The sequence below is a fragment of the Robertmurraya sp. FSL W8-0741 genome, assembly GCF_038004005.1.
GTDB lineage: Bacteria > Bacillota > Bacilli > Bacillales > Cytobacillaceae > Robertmurraya > Robertmurraya siralis.
Genome location: NZ_JBBOQG010000001.1, coordinates 1,457,371 through 1,479,055, shown reverse-complemented (window position 1 = coordinate 1,479,055; position 21,685 = coordinate 1,457,371). Strand labels below are relative to the sequence as shown.

Annotated in this window: 18 protein-coding genes; 7 read left to right on the top strand and 11 right to left on the bottom strand. The window is 37.3% G+C overall.

Annotated elements, in window-relative coordinates:
- The first annotated feature begins 207 nt into the window (after positions 1 to 207).
- Genes NST02_RS07115 through NST02_RS07105 form a run of 3 tightly spaced genes read left to right on the top strand, consistent with a single transcriptional unit; the run spans position 208 to position 2,211 of the window.
- Positions 208 to 978 (top strand): phosphosulfolactate synthase, encoded by a 771-nt coding sequence (locus NST02_RS07115; RefSeq protein WP_095314631.1) that lies wholly within the window; start codon positions 208 to 210, stop codon positions 976 to 978.
- On the top strand, positions 960 to 1,499 hold the full coding sequence (locus tag NST02_RS07110) for a histidine phosphatase family protein (RefSeq protein ID WP_340948575.1): 540 nt from the start codon (positions 960 to 962) through the stop codon (positions 1,497 to 1,499). Before NST02_RS07115 ends, NST02_RS07110 begins: the two co-directional genes overlap by 19 nt.
- A gap of 25 nt (positions 1,500 to 1,524) precedes the next feature.
- The gene (locus NST02_RS07105) at positions 1,525 to 2,211 is read left to right on the top strand and encodes a phosphoadenylyl-sulfate reductase (RefSeq protein ID WP_235879462.1); all 687 of its coding nucleotides are present in this window, start codon (positions 1,525 to 1,527) and stop codon (positions 2,209 to 2,211) included.
- Between the two features lie 257 nt (positions 2,212 to 2,468).
- On the opposite strand, the gene NST02_RS07100 is transcribed toward NST02_RS07105, so the two are convergent.
- From NST02_RS07100 to NST02_RS07050, 11 genes are all read right to left on the bottom strand, one after another.
- Positions 2,469 to 3,089: a YitT family protein gene (locus NST02_RS07100; protein WP_095314634.1), complete on the bottom strand. Its 621-nt coding sequence runs from the start codon at positions 3,087 to 3,089 to the stop codon at positions 2,469 to 2,471.
- A 145-nt stretch (positions 3,090 to 3,234) separates the two neighbouring features.
- The gene (locus tag NST02_RS07095) at positions 3,235 to 4,761 is read right to left on the bottom strand and encodes a glycine betaine uptake BCCT transporter (protein ID WP_095314635.1); all 1,527 of its coding nucleotides are present in this window, start codon (positions 4,759 to 4,761) and stop codon (positions 3,235 to 3,237) included.
- A 257-nt stretch (positions 4,762 to 5,018) separates the two neighbouring features.
- Positions 5,019 to 6,221: a coiled-coil domain-containing protein gene (locus NST02_RS07090; RefSeq protein WP_340948573.1), complete on the bottom strand. Its 1,203-nt coding sequence runs from the start codon at positions 6,219 to 6,221 to the stop codon at positions 5,019 to 5,021.
- 802 nt (positions 6,222 to 7,023) lie between these two features.
- A complete protein-coding gene (locus NST02_RS07085) occupies positions 7,024 to 8,988 on the bottom strand; it encodes an LTA synthase family protein (RefSeq protein ID WP_095314637.1) in 1,965 nt (654 codons plus the stop codon).
- A gap of 561 nt (positions 8,989 to 9,549) precedes the next feature.
- Positions 9,550 to 9,756 (bottom strand): twin-arginine translocase TatA/TatE family subunit, encoded by a 207-nt coding sequence (locus NST02_RS07080; RefSeq protein ID WP_170211292.1) that lies wholly within the window; start codon positions 9,754 to 9,756, stop codon positions 9,550 to 9,552.
- Between the two features lie 69 nt (positions 9,757 to 9,825).
- Entirely contained in the window at positions 9,826 to 10,731 is a 906-nt protein-coding gene (locus NST02_RS07075; RefSeq protein ID WP_095314638.1) for a 4Fe-4S binding protein, read from the bottom strand.
- A gap of 49 nt (positions 10,732 to 10,780) precedes the next feature.
- Positions 10,781 to 11,614, bottom strand: coding sequence for a dimethyl sulfoxide reductase anchor subunit family protein (locus NST02_RS07070; RefSeq protein WP_340948571.1), 834 nt, complete (start codon positions 11,612 to 11,614; stop codon positions 10,781 to 10,783).
- Between the two features lie 90 nt (positions 11,615 to 11,704).
- A complete protein-coding gene (locus NST02_RS07065; protein ID WP_211344109.1) occupies positions 11,705 to 12,238 on the bottom strand; it encodes a DMSO/selenate family reductase complex B subunit in 534 nt (177 codons plus the stop codon).
- A 21-nt stretch (positions 12,239 to 12,259) separates the two neighbouring features.
- Positions 12,260 to 14,836, bottom strand: a complete 2,577-nt coding sequence (locus NST02_RS07060) for a molybdopterin-dependent oxidoreductase (protein ID WP_340948569.1) — start codon at positions 14,834 to 14,836, stop codon at positions 12,260 to 12,262.
- A 77-nt stretch (positions 14,837 to 14,913) separates the two neighbouring features.
- On the bottom strand, positions 14,914 to 15,627 hold the full coding sequence (locus NST02_RS07055; RefSeq protein ID WP_095314382.1) for a TorD/DmsD family molecular chaperone: 714 nt from the start codon (positions 15,625 to 15,627) through the stop codon (positions 14,914 to 14,916).
- Positions 15,628 to 15,642: 15 nt separating this feature from the next.
- Complete coding sequence (locus NST02_RS07050; protein ID WP_340948565.1) at positions 15,643 to 16,977, bottom strand: radical SAM protein; 1,335 nt, start codon at positions 16,975 to 16,977, stop codon at positions 15,643 to 15,645.
- 191 nt (positions 16,978 to 17,168) lie between these two features.
- On the opposite strand from NST02_RS07050, the gene NST02_RS07045 reads away from it, so the two are divergent.
- The 4 genes from NST02_RS07045 (at position 17,169) to NST02_RS07030 (ending at position 21,572) form a co-directional block, all read left to right on the top strand.
- Positions 17,169 to 18,425, top strand: coding sequence for a PucR family transcriptional regulator (locus tag NST02_RS07045; RefSeq protein WP_340948564.1), 1,257 nt, complete (start codon positions 17,169 to 17,171; stop codon positions 18,423 to 18,425).
- 104 nt (positions 18,426 to 18,529) lie between these two features.
- A complete protein-coding gene (locus NST02_RS07040; RefSeq protein WP_340950000.1) occupies positions 18,530 to 20,521 on the top strand; it encodes a molybdopterin-dependent oxidoreductase in 1,992 nt (663 codons plus the stop codon).
- 18 nt (positions 20,522 to 20,539) lie between these two features.
- A complete protein-coding gene (locus tag NST02_RS07035; RefSeq protein ID WP_212933574.1) occupies positions 20,540 to 21,091 on the top strand; it encodes a 4Fe-4S dicluster domain-containing protein in 552 nt (183 codons plus the stop codon).
- Between the two features lie 295 nt (positions 21,092 to 21,386).
- Positions 21,387 to 21,572, top strand: coding sequence for an aspartyl-phosphate phosphatase Spo0E family protein (locus NST02_RS07030; RefSeq protein ID WP_137743723.1), 186 nt, complete (start codon positions 21,387 to 21,389; stop codon positions 21,570 to 21,572).
- Positions 21,573 to 21,685 lie beyond the last annotated feature (113 nt).

Sequence of the window (21,685 nt, the reverse complement as noted above, 5' to 3'; positions counted from 1 at the left end):
TTGAATCAAAATAAAAGTTTATACACTCATGCCCAAGCCTAAATCCAGTCAAAAGAGCCCAATATATACACATTCACCCAGTTTTTGAATAGGCTAATTTTACAAGTGAAGATTGTGATAATGATGAACTATACAGTAATCACAAATTTTCTGTAATCTAATTCTAAATAAAGGGCAGCGTTCAAAAAATGAGGAGGAACGATCCGTATGGATTTTTTGCAATTACCATCAAGAACAAAAGGAACTAGAAGCTTTGGGCTTACTTCGATCGTTGATTTTGGAACGCCCATTGGCCATTTACAACATATCCTTGAGGACTATCACCAGCTTATTGATATTGCCAAATTAGGTATCGGTACTGCTTATGTTTTTCCTAATCTGAAAGAGAAAATAAAGCTTTACCGAGACTATAATATTAAAGCTTACTGTGGAGGAACGTTATTTGAGAAATGTTATCAACAAAATAAAATAACTGAATATCTGAACTGGCTTAAAGAACTCAATATTGAATGGGTTGAAGTTTCGAATGGTACATTAAATATTCCCCTTCATGAACGGCTGCAAATCATTTCAATCATAAAGCAAGATTTCCATGTAATTGCCGAAGTAGGCTCAAAAGATTCCTTTAACGAGATGCCGATTTGTGACTGGAAAACAGAAATTAACGCCTTGCTTGATGCTGGTTGCGAATATGTGATTACGGAAGGAAGAGATTCTGGCACTGCCGGAATTTACGACAACAACGGTACCATTAAATCAGAGTTAATTTTCGAACTTCTCGAGGATGTTGATTGGAAAAAAGTGATTTTTGAAGCACCATCGCCAAAACATCAAATGTTCTTTATCAATTGTATTGGCTCTAACGTCAATTTAGGAAATGTAAAAATTTCAGATGTTTTAATTTTGGAGACTCAACGTCGTGGCTTAAGAAGTGAAACTTTTAACTTGGAGGAACAAGAATGGATATTACCGTTATAAGACATCTACCAACAGAGTGGAATATTATACAAAGATTACAAGGAAAAAGAGATTTTCCCATTCTTCCTCTCACAAAAAAAGAGCAAATGCATATTGCAAAGAATGCAAAACTTTTATCAGAAAAGTCCTTTGACCATGTGCTTTGCAGCAGTCTCTTAAGAACGAAGCAAACAGCAGAACATTATGGCTACACGCCCGTTCAAGAAGCATTATTAGATGAGTTGGACTTCGGGCCTTTTGAAGGTCGTCCGAAAGATGAACTGCTCTCCGAATACGGTGAGCTTTGGAGTGAACAACCGGAAAAAATCGTACTTGGCGAGAGTCTTTCAAATCTAAAAAAAAGAATCATATATTTTTTAAACAAGTACAATAACGCTTCCCATTTACTCGTATTTGGCCACGGCTCCTGGATACGCGCGTTAAGGTCCTATCATCGCTTTGGCCACATCAATGCTATGAATAAAATGACAGTAAAAAATAACGAATGCATTTCACTTGAATTCATCACAGTTGATATTTAGGAATGGAGTGATTTTTTTGTCTGCCCTGTTAACCTATGATAATTGGAGTAACCCTATATTTGATGAACGATCAGATTACTTAGAAGTTCTGAAATGGGCCTATCAAGAATATGGTGATGAAATTGTCTATGCTTGCAGCTTCGGAGCAGAAGGAATCGTTCTCATTGATCTCATTCATAAAGTCAACAAAAAAGGCAAAATTACCTTTCTCGATACTGGGCTCCATTTTAACGAAACATATGGTTTGATTGAAAAAGTTAAGAAGCGTTATCCATCATTACAAATAGAAATTCTTCAGCCTGAGCTTTCGTTGAATCAGCAAGCAGAACTACATGGCGAAGAGCTTTGGACGCACAATCCCAATCTATGCTGCCACATCAGAAAAGTTCTTCCTCTGCAAATAGCATTGAAGGAAGCAAAAGCTTGGATTTCAGGTTTAAGGCGTGACCAATCTCCAACAAGGAGCAACACACAGTACATCAATAAGGATGAGAAATTCAAGAAAATCAAAATATGCCCTCTTATTCATTGGACATGGGACGATGTTATCACATATATAAAATTAAACAATCTTCCATATAATCCATTGCACGACCAAGGATATGCCAGCATCGGATGTGCTCCATGCACGCAACCGGGTAGCTTCCGTGATGGCCGTTGGGCAGGTCAAACGAAAACCGAATGTGGATTGCATGTAGCAGCAAAAGAATAGATCCGCATTTTAAAAAGTATAGAAAGAGGTTGTCCAAACAGCTATGCCTTTTCGGACACCCTCTAGTTAACACTTTAAGCTTGCAGATAGGGCTGTTGTTTCATCTTGCTTAAGCTGTTGCCTCTCGTGTTGCCTTCCTTTGCTCGTTCATGCGCACAAACTCTCCCTGATTTACCATTAGATTGTCCTCTTTACCCTTCAGGTTATAAACTGTCCGATAAATTTTGTTTTTGTTATCTCTTAGCCACTTCTCTTATCTATTTTCTTCTCCAACTAGGTGTTAAAAAAGTAGTGGAATAAATCTTTAATTGATAGATTAAATCAATCACATTCGTAGAAATAAGTTGGCAAATGACAGCAAAAAAAACAATTTTATAATCAATCACAAAAGATGTTAAGAGAAAGATCAGTAAGTTAATCCCCATCATAACTTTCCCAGGACTCCAATTTTTATAGGTAGCAATCATCAATGCCGGAATCACCATTCCTCCGCTCGAAGCACCTGTGCGAATGAGAATTCCAACTCCAATACCAAAGAGGACACTTCCTACAGCAATATCGAGCAAAATATGAATATGGGGAATATTGTTAAAAGTGGTCGAAATTAATGTAACTGTCATGGAAGTAGCTGCGACCGCAAGAATCGTTCTAAATGTCCACGTATAGCCGAAATACTTTAAAGCAAAGACGAGAAATACGACATTAGATAACCACAAAGAAAATCCTAAAGGCAAGTGAAACCAGTGGTTAACTAGAATGGCTATACCTGCAGCACCACCAGAAGGAATGGAATGTGGAAATAAAAAAATAGACATCGCCATTCCTTGCATGATCGCACCAAGTAATAGGAAGGAATAAACCAAAAAAATCTTCTTCATTACCTTTAGTCGAAAGGTTCACTCATATTTTCGTACAAGCCATTCATTGCGTTCCCCCCCTATCGGACATCTCCCCTTGTCCATTTTATGTTGTGAAAAAAGAAATTATGTTCCTTTTCCTGTATTGAATAGAACCTCGTAATATTTAAGCCTTAGCTTCTGGCTTTTTCCTCGGCTTAGGTTTATGGTATAATCCCAATTCTTTTTTCTCTTTTGTTAATGATTTAAACAAAGAAATCATCATCAAAAGCATTATAAAGGAGAACGGAAACGCCGCAGCAATTAGGGCATTCTGTAATGCTTGTAATCCACCACTATATAAGAGGATGAGAGCCACTGTGGATTGGGCAATTCCCCAAGTGAATTTTACCCTTCCCGGTGGTGTCAAGGAACCATATGTCGTTTGCATACCGAGCACAAATGTTGCCGAATCTGCAGATGTAATAAAGAACAGGGCAATAAGCAAAATGGCTACAACGGAAAGGAACATGGACCATGGAAATTGGCTAAAGACAGCAAATAACACTTCCTCTGTGGAAAACTGTGTCAGATCCAATGCACCGGATGATTGAATCGATATCGATGAATTTCCAAATACTGAAAACCAAAAGAAACTCACTAGAGCTGGAAGTAAAAGAACTCCAATAATAAACTCGCGAATAGTCCGTCCTCTTGAAACACGAGCAATAAAAATCCCTACAAATGGTGACCATGAAATCCACCAAGCCCAATAAAATATAGTCCAACCGTTTATCCATTCCCGATGCTCACCATTCAAGGGAGCAATGCGGAAGCTCATTTGAATAATATTTTGAATATATCCCCCGATCGTGTCAGTGAACATGTCTAATATTAGAATGGTTGGGCCTACAATAAACATTAATAATAATAAAGCAATTGCTAATACCATGTTTGTATTACTTAAATATTTAATTCCTTTACTTAAACCAGTCCCTGCAGATATCATAAATAAGACGGTGACGATGAAGATAATGATAAACTGAGTAACAAAATTTGATGGTATTCCAAATAAATAGGATAACCCTCCGTTAATTTGTGCCGCCCCAAACCCCAGTGTAGTAGCTACTCCAACGACTGTAGCAAAAACTGCTAAGACATCCACAATCATTCCTAAAATCCCATCCATCCATTTTCCTAATACTGGCTTAAGAGTCGAAGAAATGAGGCCTGCTTCACCTTTTCTAAACTGAAAATAGGCCAGTGCTAACGCAACTAAGGCGTAAATTGCCCAAGCATGAATTCCCCAGTGAAAAAAAGTATAACGCATCGCTTCCTTATGCGCAGAAGCCGTCCCTCCCTCTGCTAAAGGAGGGTCAATAAAATGAGATAGAGGCTCAGCCGCTCCCCAGAAAACAAGACCGATTCCCATTCCTGCACTAAAAAGCATTGCAAACCACGACGCTCTAGAAAATTCTGCTTTCTCATCCGGTTTGCCCAGTTTAATTGCCCCTACTGGACTAAAGATAAGAAATAAACAAAAAACGACAATAATCGTCACCAAAATTAAATAATACCAGCCGAAAGCAGTTGTTAAAAATTGTTGTATATTGCCCGTCGCTTCCTCAAACGTTTTAGGAGCTGTCACCCCAAATATGACAGCCACAAGAATAAGGGCAATTGAAATCCAAAATACATTTGAAATTTTCTTCATTATTATTCCCTTCTCCCTTTTAACTCATAATGATAAGTAAGAAAAGTCTAAGTTATTTTTTCTTAGAACTATAAGATTTATGTAGAAATGATGCACGATATTTCAGTACAGAAAACGACAAAAATTTAGAAGAACTGTTGCTAATCCTCAATGAAGGTGGTTCCATTCATAAAATATGTGTGAGTCTTAAATAGTTCCAAACAAAAATAAAAGGGCCTATCCCTATACTAAAGGATAGACCCAATAGTTATTATCAATTAAAAGTTTGCAACTCTTCTTACATGTCCCTTAAAGGTATTTTTATAGTATCCAGAGTTCATGTTAGCAATTGCTACACCTGTTGAAGATTGTGAACCGATGAATTTTCCACCGCCAAGATAAATCCCAACATGTCCATCTTTTTTATAAGTGTCAAAAAATACTAAGTCACCAGGACGAGCTTCACTATAAGATACTTTAGTACCTTGGTTTCTTAAAGTACTTGTACTTGAGCCAATGCTAATGCCAGCTTGTCTAAATGCCCAGCTCACAAAACCAGAACAATCGAATCTTCCATTTGTAACATCATATGCTGTTCTTCCGCCGCCGAATACATAAACTGAATTTCCTATGTATTTATATCCAGCTTGTAAAATGGTATTAAGACTACCATCATTTGCTGGTGGTGTATAAGCTACTTTTGAACCTTCGCTTGAAGTGTTAGAAGCACTTGAATTGCTATTGCTAGTTTGCGCTTGTGCTCTCAATGCTCTCTCTGCTTCTAATTGCGCTTGGCGTCTTGCTTCCTCTTCTTGACGAGCTTTTTCTTCAAGTTCATCTAGCTTTGCAAGATTTCCTTTCTGCGCTTCTTCTAATGAGCTTTTCAGTTGATCATTTTCTTTCTTTTGCTCAAGCATTTGAGCCTTCATGCCTTCAAGCTCTTCTTTTTTATCAGTTAATTCCGCAAGCTTTTGGTCAACCTCTGCTTGCTTTTCCTCAACTGCTGCTTTGTCTAATTCATGCTGTTTAATCAAATCACTGTCAGCATTTGCAATTTGCGTAACTGCAAATACACGATCAATAAAATCACTAAAATTTTCAGATCCTAAAAGCACTTCTATGTATCCAACTTTACCGCCAGATTCTTGAAAAGACTGAGCACGTTTAGCCAGCACTTCAGTTCTTTTTTCAATCGTATCGTTTAATACTGCTATCTCTTCCGTTAATTTTTTAATTTCTTCTTGAGTAACTGCAATTTCTTTTTCTGTAGTTGCGATTAACTTGTTATTATCTGCAATCGCTTCATTCATTTTTTTAATCTTTTTTTCTAATGCCGCTATTTTATTTTCTGTTTCATCGATTTTTTGTTCTACTTGTTGAATTTGTGAAGAATAATCTGCGCTCACAGACGGGATAGTAACTAAACTTCCTACTCCCAAGATGATAGTGGTATTCAGAGCTACAAGTTTCTTTTTCATCATTCTTATTTCCTCCGACCTTCATGTTTTCGACAAGTTTTATAAATTATGTACTTAATACAGACTCTATTAAGTCTACAAGTTTTTTCATTTTATACTTTTCATTCTCAATAATGACAAAATACATCTAAAACTAACAATTTTCTACTCCCCTAGTACTATAGCAGTCTATCATAACAACAAGATTATAATCATATTACAGTTATGTTTCAATTTTATAGTACCAGGTACTATTTTTTCATACGAAAACTAGGAAAATAGTATGATTCACCTTTGGTTTTCCTCCATCTAAATAACTAGCCGAAAATTTGTTACATCTATCTCAAATTTCTCTTTAGCAAAAAATATGTCAGAAAAAGTACTTCGGAAGTCTTTATTAAACAATACAATATGATTGATAAAACGACTTTTCTTATCTTATTGCTGAAGAGTTTGCAATCCATGTAACACCCAAATCAACAAATTTCTAAACAATCAAAAAGAGACCGTCTTTGGTTACTGCAGTTTGTTTTATATTGCTATTCATATTGAACTCTTGCAGTCCTCATTTGTTTCGGTCAGTCGAATGGGGTGCTTGCTCGATCTGGAGTCTTTTTCACTTTGTCCGTTCTGTCCGATTACGCCTCCTATTGAGCCACTGCTCCGAACCGCCCGCCCTCTCAGAAAGCAAGTACCTGAAGCGGAAATCAACATATTTTAACCGTAATTTCATCCAAAAATGCCAAAAGACACCGAGAGGTACTCTCGATGCCTTTGTCGACAAATTGAGAGACCGTCCCAGTAGGACAGTCTCTCGTCATTTTATTTATTCATCTATTGAAGCTTTAGCTTCTTCGTCAGAACTATTATATTCATACATGGAACGGTCAATTGGCGTGAATTCTGCTGGAGTGTAAAAGCGTAATAAATCGCCATTGACTACTTTATCCGAAAGATGCAGTTTATATTCTACAACTTCCTGTAATTGTTGTGCCTTTTCCATTTGTTCTTCGTCAATTAATTCACCGGTCTCAGAGTTATAGAACTTTCCTCCAACTGATGAAATGGTCGGACTGACAAAGTCTCCGTTACGGAACGGAACAAGGGAATCATGATCTTCGGACAATAAATCAGTACCAAACTGGATATACTCTTTAGAGTCAATCCCTAATAAATGAAGCAATGTTGGTAAAATATCTATTTGTCCACCGTACTCATGGTTTATTCCACCTTCCATTCCTGGAACACGGATAAAGAGCGGCACTCTTTGTAAACCTGCTGCACTATCAAATGTGGACAGTTCTTTATCTAACACTTCTTCCATCGCTCTATTATGGTTTTGTGAGATGCCGTAGTGATCACCATACATAATGATAATGGAATTATCATATAAACCGGATTCTTTTAAATCTGTGATGAATTGCTCTAATGCTTCATCCGCGTAACGTGCCGTTTGGAAGTAATTATCCACCGATTTGTCACCAGTAGTATGCGGAGCAATTGTTGCTTCATCCTGATTCATAGCATACGGATAATGATGTGTTACTGTAATAAACTTCGAATAAAACGGCTGTGGTAATGTCTGTAACAGCGAGAATGACTGTTCAAAGAATGGCTTATCCATTAAGCCATACTCTGCCATTTGGTCAGCCTCAGCATCGTAATAGCTTAAATCAAAAAACTTATCGAAGCCAAAAGATTTATAAATCTCATTACGGTTCCAGAAACTACCTGAGTTACCATGGAATACAGCTGAAGTATAGCCCTTCTGTCCTAAAATGGCTGGAGCAGCCTGGTACGTGTTAAGCCCTTTCGTTGTAAAAGCTGAACCTTGTGGCAAGCCATACAATGAATTTTCCAGCATAAATTCCGCATCAGCCGTCTTTCCTTGCGCTGTCTGATGGAAGAAATTATCAAAGTAAATCGTATTTTCATCTCTAATCATCGAGTTTAAAAACGGTGTCACTTCTTCACCATGTAATTGATAATCCATTAAAAATGATTGAATCGATTCAAGGTGAAGATAAATCACATTCATGCCTTCACCAATTCCAAAGTATTCAGGATTTGGTTCAGCATAGTTAGATTTTGTAAAGTTGATTACCTCGGTTACATCACTACTATCGGCCATTACTCGTTGAGCAGAAGCCTTTGTGCTCTGCACCGCATCATAAATTGTGTAATTATACATTCCCAAATACTTAACAATGTAATTGCGATCAAAGCCTCTTGTTAATAATTCAGGTCTATCTGCTTCAGCAAGGGCCAAGTTCAAACTTGAAAAGCCCAGAGCCAATGATAAAACAGCAATAATTTTGCGTCGCCCCATATCTTTTACTTCTATTTTAACAACTTTAAATAAAAGTAACGCAAGCAAGACTAGAAAATCAACAAAAAAGAGAATATCGTATGGTCTTAAAAGGGAAACAACACTGCTTGATACATCACCAAAATTTTGCGTTTGAAAAATCGTTGGCAGCGTAATAAAGTCGTTAAAAAATCGATAATAAACCACGTTTGCATATAGCAAGAATGACAATATAAAATAAATCGTCATTAGAGCACTATATTTTCGTCTTCCTTTGAAAAATAAGGCGAAACCGAGAAATAATAATGATGATCCAAGTGGATTCAAAAATAATAAAAACTTTTGAATCCCATTTTCAATTCCTAGCTCAAATTGATTTAATTGAATAATATATGTTTTCAACCATAAGAGTACAACGGCAACAAGAAAAAAGCCGATAAATTTTTGTGAAATATTAAATCGTTTATTTAATAAAGTATTCATCTTTGTTGCACCTACCTTCTAGCAAACTATTATACTTTTTTCATGAATAATTTATATATGCGATTACTCCCAGACTCGTCATTTACTATCTTAACTGTTAAATATGAACAATTTATGAAAATCCGCTCAAAAATTTACATTCCTGTAATATTTATTGCTTTAACACAAAATATTAATATACTCCTTTTTCAAAAAATGTCAAGTGAGCACATCTTGTAGAATGCTTGATCTCACTACTGCTATATGGTTCCGTACTATGTTTGCACCGATGATTTTTTTATGAAGAAATGAACTTTTTCCTTTACACATTATTAATAGACGTTTTACCCCGTAAAAAGGTTTCATTAAACATCATTTACAAAAAAAAGGCTTTATACTGATCATCAATCAGCATAAACCCTAATGTTGTATTCATTTAAAATTCTACTTTCTTCATATATGAATGTTTTCAGCACTGTTGTCAAAAATCATGTTATCAACAATTTTGTTTAACATAACCATAAATTAAAAACGCCGGTACCGAAAGTCATGTAATGAGCTTTCGATACCGGCTTTTTTTCATTATGAATCGATTTTTTTCGGCTCGTCTGTTGATTTTTTTTCATCTTCTATTTTATCATCTTCCATAATCCCTTTTGTTGAGTTCTTAAATTCTTTGAGGGATTGTCCAACGGCACGACCAATTTCAGGCAATTTTTTTGGTCCAAAAATGATGAGAGCGAGAACTAAAATTAATATTAATCCAGGAACACCAATATTTGACAACATATTTTTCACTCCTTTTAAATCACTTGACTCCATTACATATCTATCCAAATGCATTGTATCACAACGTTTTTATCTTGTAATCTGAAACTGTGATTTTTTCATACATGGTACACATTGTTGCTGATTTTCTGATAATGTCTTAAAACTTTTTTGACAAGTTGAGCAAACATGTGTCAATAGAGGATGTTCAACTTGCTTGTAAGGAATTACTTTTTCAATAACAGTGATCGCTTTTTCAGGACAGATATCCTCACATAATTGACAAAATGAACAAGCTTGGGCTGAAATGACAAATCCTTTATCCGTTATTTCCAAGCATTTTTTATCGCATAATTTTTCACATGCATGACATAATGAACATTTTTCAATATTTAAATCAATCATTGCAAATTGATGCTGAGGATAATAGCGTGCAAGCTCAAGAGCCATCTGATTAAAACGCCATTTGGCAGGAACCATTTCCTTAATTAAGGATTGAGTTCCTTCTTTCCATGAAAAGAAAAGCTCCCGTCTTGATACGACTTCTTCTGTACGTTCAATTTTCGACTGCTCAACGGTTAAGATTGGCTCCTCTAGCTGCAGCAATATTTCATTTGCTTCTTTCAGAGCATGATCCCATTGCTCGTTGTACTCATCCTCTCCCACTATCCCTTTTAGTCCCTTTTTAGCGTAAACTACTAACTCCTTAGCGGTAGGTGGAGTACTTTTATCTACAACAAGCCGTCCTTGATGGAATTCTCGCTTTGGAAATATTCCTGCAATGGCCTGAACAGGACAAGAAACCAAGCACTTTCCACATTCATTACAATTTTTATAATTAATTTGAGGTACTCCATTTTTCATTTCGATTGCATTTAATTCACATGCTTCAATACAGCGGGAGCATGTTGAACGCGGACTTTTGCAGCGAGAACAAGTTGTCAGTATCTCATATTGATAATCCAAGCTCTCAATCCATTTACTAAAAAGACCCATCTTCAACACTCCTCAAACGAAAGGAAGAGTGCCCCTTCCTTTTATTTAATCAAGCACCTAACACATAAAAGACATATCGGCTCATGCCTTCGGCAAATACCAAAACAGCTAAAGCCACATAGGCAAAGGAAACCGATACTTTTCCCTGCTTGGCCATCGAAAGATAGCCTAAGAACGCTGCACCCATGATCTCGATAATCCAGCGAATCGCTACCGTTGTTTGATAATCGGCTAGAGAAGCTAATGCATTCGTTCCTTCAATCATATTGACCTCAGGCAGTACCGAACCGAATAGGGCGACGCCGATTAATTGAAGGGCAATCCCTCCTAATGCAATATAGAAGGCAGTTTTAATCAAACTTTGCTCCTTATCCTTTAACAGTGGCGCTAGTAAGCTCGCCACGAGAACCGGCCCCAAGACGAAGGCTGTGCCATAAAAGGATGTGAACGTATGAACCGAGTTCCAGCCACTCACTAATGAATTGGCATAAATCATCGCCATACAATAAATATCCATTAATCCAATAAGGGCGGATAAGATTAACAGCCCATGATGAACCTTTTTCTGGACAAAGGCCAGTCCGGCCGTGACGCATGCAGCTCCAATGAACAAGCCTGTCACCAATATTTCACGACTCATCCAGGACGAACCTAAGTTACGAATCGAGTTCAGAGCGTGTGACGGTGTTCCTAAGTGGGCAAATGAAGCGATTAAACCGACAAGGGACAGAGCCGCAATGACAATTAAGGGGATTCGCATCGCTTTAAATGCCGTTTCTTCACCCCACTGATTGATTTTTTTATAGAAAATCGCTAGTGTCAACATCCCGCCGATAGCGATTTGCAGGCACACGGTAAATAGTAATAATGCCCATTCATGCATCGATATTACCTCCTCTTTCAAGACAAATTATTTTCAGCATTTACATTTTTTTAACTGGCAGGTTCTATCTTGGCCAACTCATTTAGCCGTTTATGCGTTAATGATAAGATTTGGTTTTGTTATTGTAGATGACGGAATTCCTTTAATATCTGCGTTATTACCATATTTCTTTCGCAATTCGTCAATAGGGCCAAATTCAATCGCACGCATTATACAAGAAGTAACACAGGCCGGCTCTTCTCCTTTTTCTCTTAAGTCTAGACAGGTATCACATTTTGTCATTTTTCCAAGCTCCTCACTAAATTGTGGGGCTCCGTACGGACAATTCCAGACACAATATTTACAACCAATACATTTTTCATGATCAACCAAAACGACTCCATCTTCATCACGCTTGTACATTGCTCCTGTTGGACAACCTTGCACACACCCGGGTTTCTCACAATGATTACAAGAGAGCGAGACATGCGAAAAAGATGGTTTTGGAAAAGTGCCTTCCTCAAAATCATAAACCCTACGAAAATTACGCCCAACTTCTAAATCATTTTTATCTTTACATGCTACGGTACATGTTTTACATCCTACACATTCAGCTACATTTATATAAAAACCTAATTGAGTCATCATTCATGCCCTCCTTCTTCTCTAAAACTTGATTATTCGTTGCTCCCATTTTACATCCTCTTCTAAAGGCTCACCGTTCCACTTTTCTACGTTACAACGGGCTGAATTAAATCCTGATGAACCAAGTCCTTTCGGAATATGCGCAACAAATAAGTTATCTGCTCCAGCTCGATCAATACCTGTTTTCTCATCGATATCAACCCAGGCGCCATGAGGTAATCCAATTGTCCCAGGAATAATACCCTCAGTAATTTTGGCCGGACGAAGGGCTTGACCGTATTCATTTGACATTAACACTGTTTCTCCATCTTTAATTCCTATTTCCTGGGCGTCTTTTTGACTGATATAGACTGGATTTGGCCATGCTTCGCGCAATTGTGGAACATTGTCAAATGTACTGTGAGAACGTCTTAGATAATGTGGATTAATCACTTGATAAGGGTATTTTCCTTTTTTCTTTTTGTCCCAGTCTTCAAAAGTCGTCTCATAGCCATGAACCTTTGGCTCGTATTTCGGTATTGGGGCAATTTCGGAATAAGCCTTTTTTGATAGTTCATTAATGGCTTTACAATAAATTTCGAATTTCCCACTTTCACTTGATACAGGGTTTCCTTCAGGATCATCAATAAAATCCTTGTAGGCAATAAAACCAAAGTTATCACCTGGTTTTCTAGGAATTTGATAAATTCCTTGATCTACAAATTCCTTTAAAGGGATTCTCCCCTGTTGTGGACTGCCTTCAACACCCCACTCTTTAATATCATTCGCCGTAATCGTACATAACGGTTCATAATCAACACCGTTTTCTTTTACGACCATGCTCCCGGCCAACTGATTAAAATATTGTTGTTTCTCAGAAAATGGGAATACTTTCTTCGGATCTTTTCCAAGTGCCGCAAGCAGCCCTTCGGCAATTTCTTGGTCTGTTTTCGATTCATATAACGGATCCATAATTTTCGACCAAGTGATTAAGATTTCACGATTTCCTCCTTTTACAGCTCCTTCTGTTTCCCATTGCGTGGCCACAGGTAAAACGATGTCGGAATACTTCGCATTTGTCGTGAGAGCATAGGCATTTGTTACGACAAACTCAACCTTGCGATGTGCTTCAATTCCTTTAGCAATATTACTTCTTGTTTGTAATGTGTTGTTGTAGTTATGATAAATAAATTGAATATTAGCCTTTCTTTCTCCTTCATAACGTTGAAGGAACTTACCATCTAAAACGGCATCCCAAATTTCATTTTCATTAATCATATTGTCAACGGCATTCGCTACACGTTCGGTTCCTGCTCCACCAGCAATTAAGAGCATCGGTCCCATGTTTCCTGCGTATTCCCAACAGCTAACACCCGTCATATTACCGGGACTTCCCATATGTCCGGTCATCATACCGAGTGCCGAGAATGCTTGAACCCATCCTTCTCCATTGCTTATCCGAGCAGGTGCCCAGGCTGTCAGCAATGCCACTCGTTCGGTACCGCCAATTTCTCTAGCTAATTCACGGATCTTGCTTGGCTCGATTCCACAAATTTCGGATGCCCATTCAGGCGTTTTCGGTTGCCCATCATATGTTCCAAGAAGATAATCTTTAAAATTATCTTTTGGATCAGCGCCATCTGGCATATGTTCCCTATCAAAGCCAATCGTATACTTGTGTAAGAAATCCCATTTTACAAGCGGATTTGACTTTGGATCATCCTCATCCAACAATGTATACATCATCGCTAAGGCTAATGCATCGTCAGTTCCTGGTCTAATTGGCACCCAATCAGCGTCAAAAACATTAGCTGAGTCGGTATACATCGGGTCAATCGAAATAAATCGTGCTCCAGCTTTTTTCGCTTGAAGATAGTTGTATGTTACACTTCCCATCGTGCTCCATGCCGGATTCGCTCCCCAAAGCACAATCAATTGCGAATTGCGCAGATCAAGACGGTCATTTATTCCATTGACAGCCAGCCCTTCGCCCACACCCATATTTTCATAGATCCATCTCCAGGCACCCCAGGACGAGCTACCGTAGCATGCAGAATAACCGCCTATTTCAGCCATCACATTTGTAATATTAATGTCTCCTCCTGTTACAAGGACTGATTCATTACCATACTTCTCTGTAATTCGTTTTGTTTCTGCTGCAATCAATTCAAAAGCCTCATCCCAAGAAATTCGAACCCACTGATCATTCCCTCGCAGTTCTTTCTTGCCTCCTCCAGGCTCCCAATTCTTCCTTTTCATCGGATATTTTAAACGGTCTGCGTTAAATACTTGTTTTCGTTGGGAACGACCTCTTAAACATCCCCGCTGTTGTGGAAAGTCTGGACTATCTGGATGTGTATCATCCGTCTTTTGCCGAACAACAACTCCATCTTTAATTAACACCTTGTTCAAACAACGGCTTCCACAGTTATGCCAACACGCAGCAGTTTTCCAAACTCCTTCGCCAGAACTATCCTCAAGGCCAATGTTCGTATCTGCTTTCGCAATGAGTCCCCTACTTACAGGAATTGCAGCAGTAGCCGCAATGGCAGAAGACCAGCCAATGAAAGATCTTCTGGACATCTTAAACTCATTTGCTTTTTTTAATAAATCAAACATCTTAATATCAATCTCCTTCCGTTCTAGTATTCTTTCTTTTGTGATTGTGAAATCCATCACATGAAAAGATAAACAAATTATGTTAGGGCTTCACTTTTTATCACTTCTATATTCAATAGTTCTTGAAGAACAACTGAATCCATGGTTAAATAATGCAGCAAAATCTTCGCTATTCCTTGATAAAATTGAGTTTCTGCGTTTGATATCATCTTTTCACAAAACTCTGGTGCAAACTTTAGCAGATGCTCATGCAAAAATTGTTCTTGAGCACGTAATAAGTAGTCGATTTTCTGTAAGTGCTCCGCTTTCGCCGAATCGAGCGTTAATTGATTTAATCGATAAATAAAATCAAGCTCTAAACCAATATGATCCTCCGCTTCAACATTTTGCTTCGCCATTTCAAATCCAAATTTCTCATATGTTTTGCGGACATTAATTGTACAGCTTTGAAAAAGCATGGGCTCCTTTTGCACATAGATTGATTCCCACGGTGGTACCGGCAATTCAAATGGTCCAATTGTCATTCTTGTATAATCCCAATGCAACTGTTCAAAGTGGTTTTGATTATGAAGAACATCATATTTTTTCACATAAATTTTTATATCCTCAATTCCTTCTAAAATCCCATCACAGTCTTGTGCAAAAGGAAATTGCTCGAGATTTTGCTGAAGGAAGATTTTCAAATATTCTTGTGTTGGTTCTTCAATCAGAAATCTTCTTAAAATGTCATAAGCATAATCTCTCCCATAGAGAAGAGCGATTAAATCTGAGATTGCTATTTTTTTAGTCATTTTCATCATCCTCCTTTAACACTTTTTCTCAAAAATATCCTCTAATTCAAACAGAGAAGAAGTTGTCCAATCCAACCCAACTTCACGAACGTACTGCTTTCCTTCGTTCTCTTCAATCACTACTGAAGAGATCGAGATTTCCACATCCCTATTTTTTAAATAATGAATATCCATAACGGAAAATTGAATAAAGTCATGGCTCGTATTTTCTATATAAAAAATATTTGCCTGATCGAATAGCGCTTTCGCTTTCCTTATTTCTTTACCAAACACTTTTGCCGTTTTTAAAAAATAATCTTTAGTGGAAAAAGTATAGGTTTGATCAGGACACTGCCGTTGATTCTGCTGGTAAACTTGACCGGTATGCTTATTCTCAAGAGAACAATAATGAACACCCATTTTTAGTCCCTCTTCCAGAGCAAAATCGACAAGCTCCAAACATTCCTTTTCACTGTCTGCCACAGCTAATCCTCCTGCATACCAATAGTTGTAATACACTTCATAAGGTGGATATTTTAACTGAAGCCCTCTCTCTTTAAAGGCTTCAGCATTACCTAAAGGAAAACAAAGCTCCAATAAATTGATGCCAAAAATATTTAATCTATCAAGTTTTAAGAGGAGAACTTTCATATCCTTCAATGTCCCGGGGACAACTGGCATCTCTACGAGAATATTCGGGATAAAATCTCGTGAAAGCTCAATTTTCTGAAGCAAATGGTTAATTCTTGATATAGGGTCGTCCATTTTCACACTAAAACGAATCTCATCCAAATGGGCATTTTTTAATTGCTGGAGCAATTCTTGATCGAGGAGATCCCCTGTTGTATAAAGTCTTGTGTATGTTTCAGGTGAGTTTCGATGAGCAGTATCAAAAAACTTGATTACCTCATCTTTAAACAACAATGGCTCACCCCCAGTAAGTGCCAAATGTTTCAGCTCAATTCTTTGAGCCAATATATCAAGAAGTTCCTTCTGTATATCTTTTTGCTTATTTTTATAGATTAAATAATCAGCCTGGTTTGGGTTAAAGCAAAAGAAACAATTTCTATGACATTTTAATGAAGGATAAGTCGTATAACTATTGCTGCCAGTTTGGCAAGCTTCACATGCACTAGAAATTCTATTAACGAATACGCTTTTATTGTTATTTCTAATAGATGCACCTGCATGTTCAAGATTTTTTAGCTTTGTTTTTCTATCATAGACCACAGATTCTCTTTGAAACGGAAGGCCAAAGGTTTCGATTTGATGAATCGTTTCACTTTCAATACTGGTGTAAATTTGAGCATACTGTGCAAACGATTTATTTTTTATGAAATACACATTATCACTCGTAATTTTTCGTAGCATAATCTCACATCCTTTTTTGCAAAATATGTGAAACAAATCACAAAGTTTATTTCATTATTATTATAAAATCAGGATTAGATAAATGATACGTATCACGTATACAAAAAAAGTGGATGAAATTTGTCTACTGTGACCAATCAATTTTAACGATCTTGTGACTTCGATTGTTGGATAGTTAAGGGTGATTTAAGATGAATATGAACCGATTTATGATTGAGAAAGGAATGAACGAGTTGGAAGAGAGGTTTATCGTTCCAGAATTAATTCATGATTTACTTATAGCCTCTCATGAAGGGCTAAGTGGAGTCGCAATGAAATTATCCGAGGTTTTATCTGTACCTATCATTATGACGGATTCTCTCTATCATGTGCTGGCTTCTTCCTATAAAAGAGAGTCACTAGAAATAATCGTATCTACTTTTTTTGAAAACTCTACACATAGCGAGTTTTTCAAATGTACATTAACTATAGATGGAGAGGATTATAGTGCCTATGGCTATCCATTAAAATTAAGTTCACAAAATTGTGGATATCTTTTTTTGCTTCAAGAAACAGAAGGTGTATTCCCCATCGAAGACTATGAAGCGATAATTCGCTATGGTGCTTCATTAACCACCATTACTATGAAGCAAATGGAAGATATAAAAAAAGAGAGCCAACGCTATAAGGATGCATTCCTCTTTGATCTTCTATATGGAAATTTTAAAAATAATGATGATATTCTTTCATATGGCGCGATCTGGAAATGGGATTTCAATCAACCACACGCAATCATTGTTCTCTCAATGACTGAATACAATCCCTATTCGGAGGATCGGCAGTTGATTAATTCTCTGCTCTATATAACAGAAAAAGCTTTAGCCCAACATGGTTTAGAAACGATTGTCATCCGCAAACAGAGTGAGGTTGTAGCAATCCTCCCTGTCAACGATAAGACAACCTTTAACGAAAATGAGAAGCTGGGTGATTTCATTTCTTATATTATTAAACAAGCGAAAAACAGCCCTATCGGTAACAGAGCTGCATGCGGTGTCGGGCAAGTTTATCAAAATCCGAGTGAACTTTTCCGCAGCTATCAAGAAGCAAAGGTCGCATTTGAAATCGGGCAGTTATTAAAAATTGAGATTCCTTCTTTTAATGATTTAGGGCTTGAAAGAATTTTATACAAGCACGATCTGCAAGATTTAAAAGAATACTACTACCATATTTTAGGACCATTACAAAAGTATGATGAAACCCAAGATGGAGATTTAACGTTTACACTTGAAAGTTTGGCTAAGCATCAATTTGATTTAAAGCAAACATCAGATGCGATTTTTTTACATCGAAATACGCTCAGATACCGGATCAAAAAAATTGAAGAAATATTAGAGGTTAAATTGGACGATATTAATAATCGCTTAAATATTGTAGCAGCTCTAAAAATCAAGCAGCTCCATAAAATTTAATATGTATGTGCTTGATTTTGCTAACCGTTTTGCAAATGACTACATCATAATATGTGAATTAGTGAGCATTTTAATGATTTTGAAAGGGGTAGATTACCGTGCAAATGTTTCGCAACACTTGTCCTAGAAATTGTTACGGTACATGCAGTATGCTTTCTTATACAGAAAATGGAAAGCTCATAAAAGTTGCTGGTGATCCAATGCATGGATTTACCCAAGGCCATTTATGTGCAAAAGGCTACGCATATACGCAATATGTTTATAATCCTTTGCGCTTAAAATACCCAATGATGCAAACAAAAAGAGGGTCCGGCAACTGGGTGAGAATTTCTTGGGAAGAAGCGTATCGGATAATCGCCGAAAAAATAATTGAACTATATGACCGCTATGGCTCGAATTTGGCCAGTGGCTACAATAAATTTTCCGGAAATCTAGGACTGCTTCATTATGCCGTCGAAGGGATGTTCAATAGCATCGGTCCCCATACGAAGTCGTTTGGAAATCTTTGTTTAGCAACGGGAGAACAGGCGGTAAAGGAATCGTTCGGCAATCTGCACAGTCCTGTTCCAGAGGAAATGGCCCAATCGAAAATGATTTTTATTTGGGGAGCTAATCCTGCAGTTACGAATATCCATCAAATGAAATTCATCTATAAAGCGAAAAAAAACGGTGGCAAGCTTGTCGTTATTGATCCTATTTATACGGAAACAGCCTCCAAAGCAGACTTGTACATTCAAATAAAACCAGGTACCGACGCCCTATTGGCTCTTGGAATTGCCAAATGCTTACTCGGGCTAGACCAAATAGAAAAAACAGCGGCAGAGTGGAATGGATGGAAAGACTATCAGCAAGTACTAAAACGGCTCAATCTAGCTACGGTAGCTGAGAAGACAGGAGTTAGCGTTGAGACGATACAAGAACTTGCTGCCCTCTATGGAGAGATTAAACCTGTAACAACATGGAATGGGCTCGGAATCCAGCGGAATAAGTACGGCGGTGTCAGTATTCAAGCTATTAATTCCTTAGCTGCCCTCTCTGGGAATCTCCATATAGCAAATGGGGGTGTCTATTTTACACATTCCAATTATGAAGATTTTCCAATGAATCTATTAAATTTTCCAGAAAAAAAGCATGCATCTATTAAAGGTTCAAGAATGATCAATTGTGCAAACTTTGCGATGGAAGCAAAAAATTTACAAGATCCTCCTCTTAAACTATTATGGATTGCATCTCGAAGTCCACTTTCACAGGATATGAACATAAATGTCTGGCAAGAATTATTTAAAGAATTGGAATTAATCGTCACAGTTGACCTTTTTATGACGAATACAGCTAAACACTCAGACATTGTTCTTCCTGCTGCAAGCCATTTTGAGGAAGAAGACTTAAATGTGGGATACTGGCATCACTGGCTCTCCATAAATCAAAAAGCAATACCGTCATTTTACGAGACAAAAAGTGATTTAATGATTGCCCGTGAGTTAACGAAAAAATTAAACATGCTCCGTCCCGGGTTTTCCACATTTCCTTATGAGTTAGAGCCGAAAGATTGGATTGAGCTTGAACTTAATGAAAAGGTGCAAGCTTTGTATGGACTTAAATCGTATACCAGTTTAGTTGATGGGCCTAAACCACGACTCGCTAATCAAAAAAAGAATAAGCACTTTTCATTTATACAAGTAGATGACGTGAAAACAATGTTGCATTCACTGCTGCTGGAAACAAAGGGGGAGCCATCACCATATCCGTTTCGACTGCTCTCCCCTCAAACATTATTAAAAATACATTCGCAGTTTGCTCTCATCTCCTGGCTAAATCCTAAACCAGATGAGACCGTTATTGAAATAAACAACAAGGTAGCTGAGTCATTGGGAATTAACGATGGAGAAAAAGTGAAAATTCACAATGAAAACGGAGCGATCATTGCCAAAGCGTGCAAAAATCAGCATCTGCCACATGGTGTGGTTCTCGTCAGTCAAACGGGCGAAAACTCTATCAATCAATTAATTGGCTCCCAACTGCAAAAACAAGAGGAACTATCAAGCACTCATTTTTATGATTGCTTTGTAAGCATTAAGAGCCTAAAACACCCATAGAAGAAATGAGTTGATTATATGTCTAAACAATTGGGATTTTTATTTAATGCAGACCATTGCATCGGATGTACAGCCTGTGAAATTGCTTGTCGAAATGAAAATCATACAAACAGAAATGTTCGTTGGCGCAAAGTCTCTAAGTCATCTGAAGGATTTCTCTCCTTATCCTGTAATCACTGCAATAGCCCTGAGTGCTCTCGGGTTTGTCCTGAAAATGCTTTTATGAAGAGGCATGATGGAATTGTCCTAATTGATTCCAATCTGTGTACAGGCTGTAGACTATGCATAACAGCATGCCCTTACGAAGCCCCTCAATTCGATTATGAAACGAATAAAGTTAGCAAATGTCAGATGTGTTATCCTAGACAAGATCAGGGCCTACTTCCCGCTTGTGTGGATGCCTGTTCAACAGAAGCATTACAATTGGTGGATTTGGAAAATTTCTATGATCCACAGGCAGTCTCATCTATTTTTGGAATCCCTGACATCCGAATAACACAACCGTCTGTCGTTTTTTATCCTATATCCGAAAAGAAAAGACATTTTCTTGTAGAAAGATCCTCCAATTAACAAAGACGATGCATATTGTATTTTGGGATAAAAATATTTAGAGTACGACAAAATAATATGTTTTTCAACATGAACATTGCTATGAAACATAAAAAAATTCGAGATATCTCGAATTTTTTTATTTCGATGTGGAAAATATCACTGCAATCTGTTAAAATCTGTATTAAAATGGAATAGACCCCTTTATTACCTGAACTCAAGGAAATAGGGGGTTTTAATTATGCATGAGATTACAAACTTTGAGATGGCATCCTTATTCGTTTCACTATTTTTCACTTACTAAGGAGTTATTTACATGTCTAGGTCCTGTTTAGAAGAAAGCCTTTTCTACAAAATTGAAACACTAAGAAAAGAAATGATCCGAACTGGAATTAAGGAAGGTCTATCTAGTAAAAATACAATACAATTAAGCCAGATGCTCGATCAATATGTTCTTCAATATCAAAAACTGAACTTTAGCAGTTTTAAGAAGAATTTTTAATAAATTGAATATCTGCCCCAAATAAATACAAAGCTTGCCATTACGATTAAATGAAATGCTCCCCCCTTGCTTCACTAAAGCCTCCTATTTCGTGTTCTAAATCATTTTGCGGC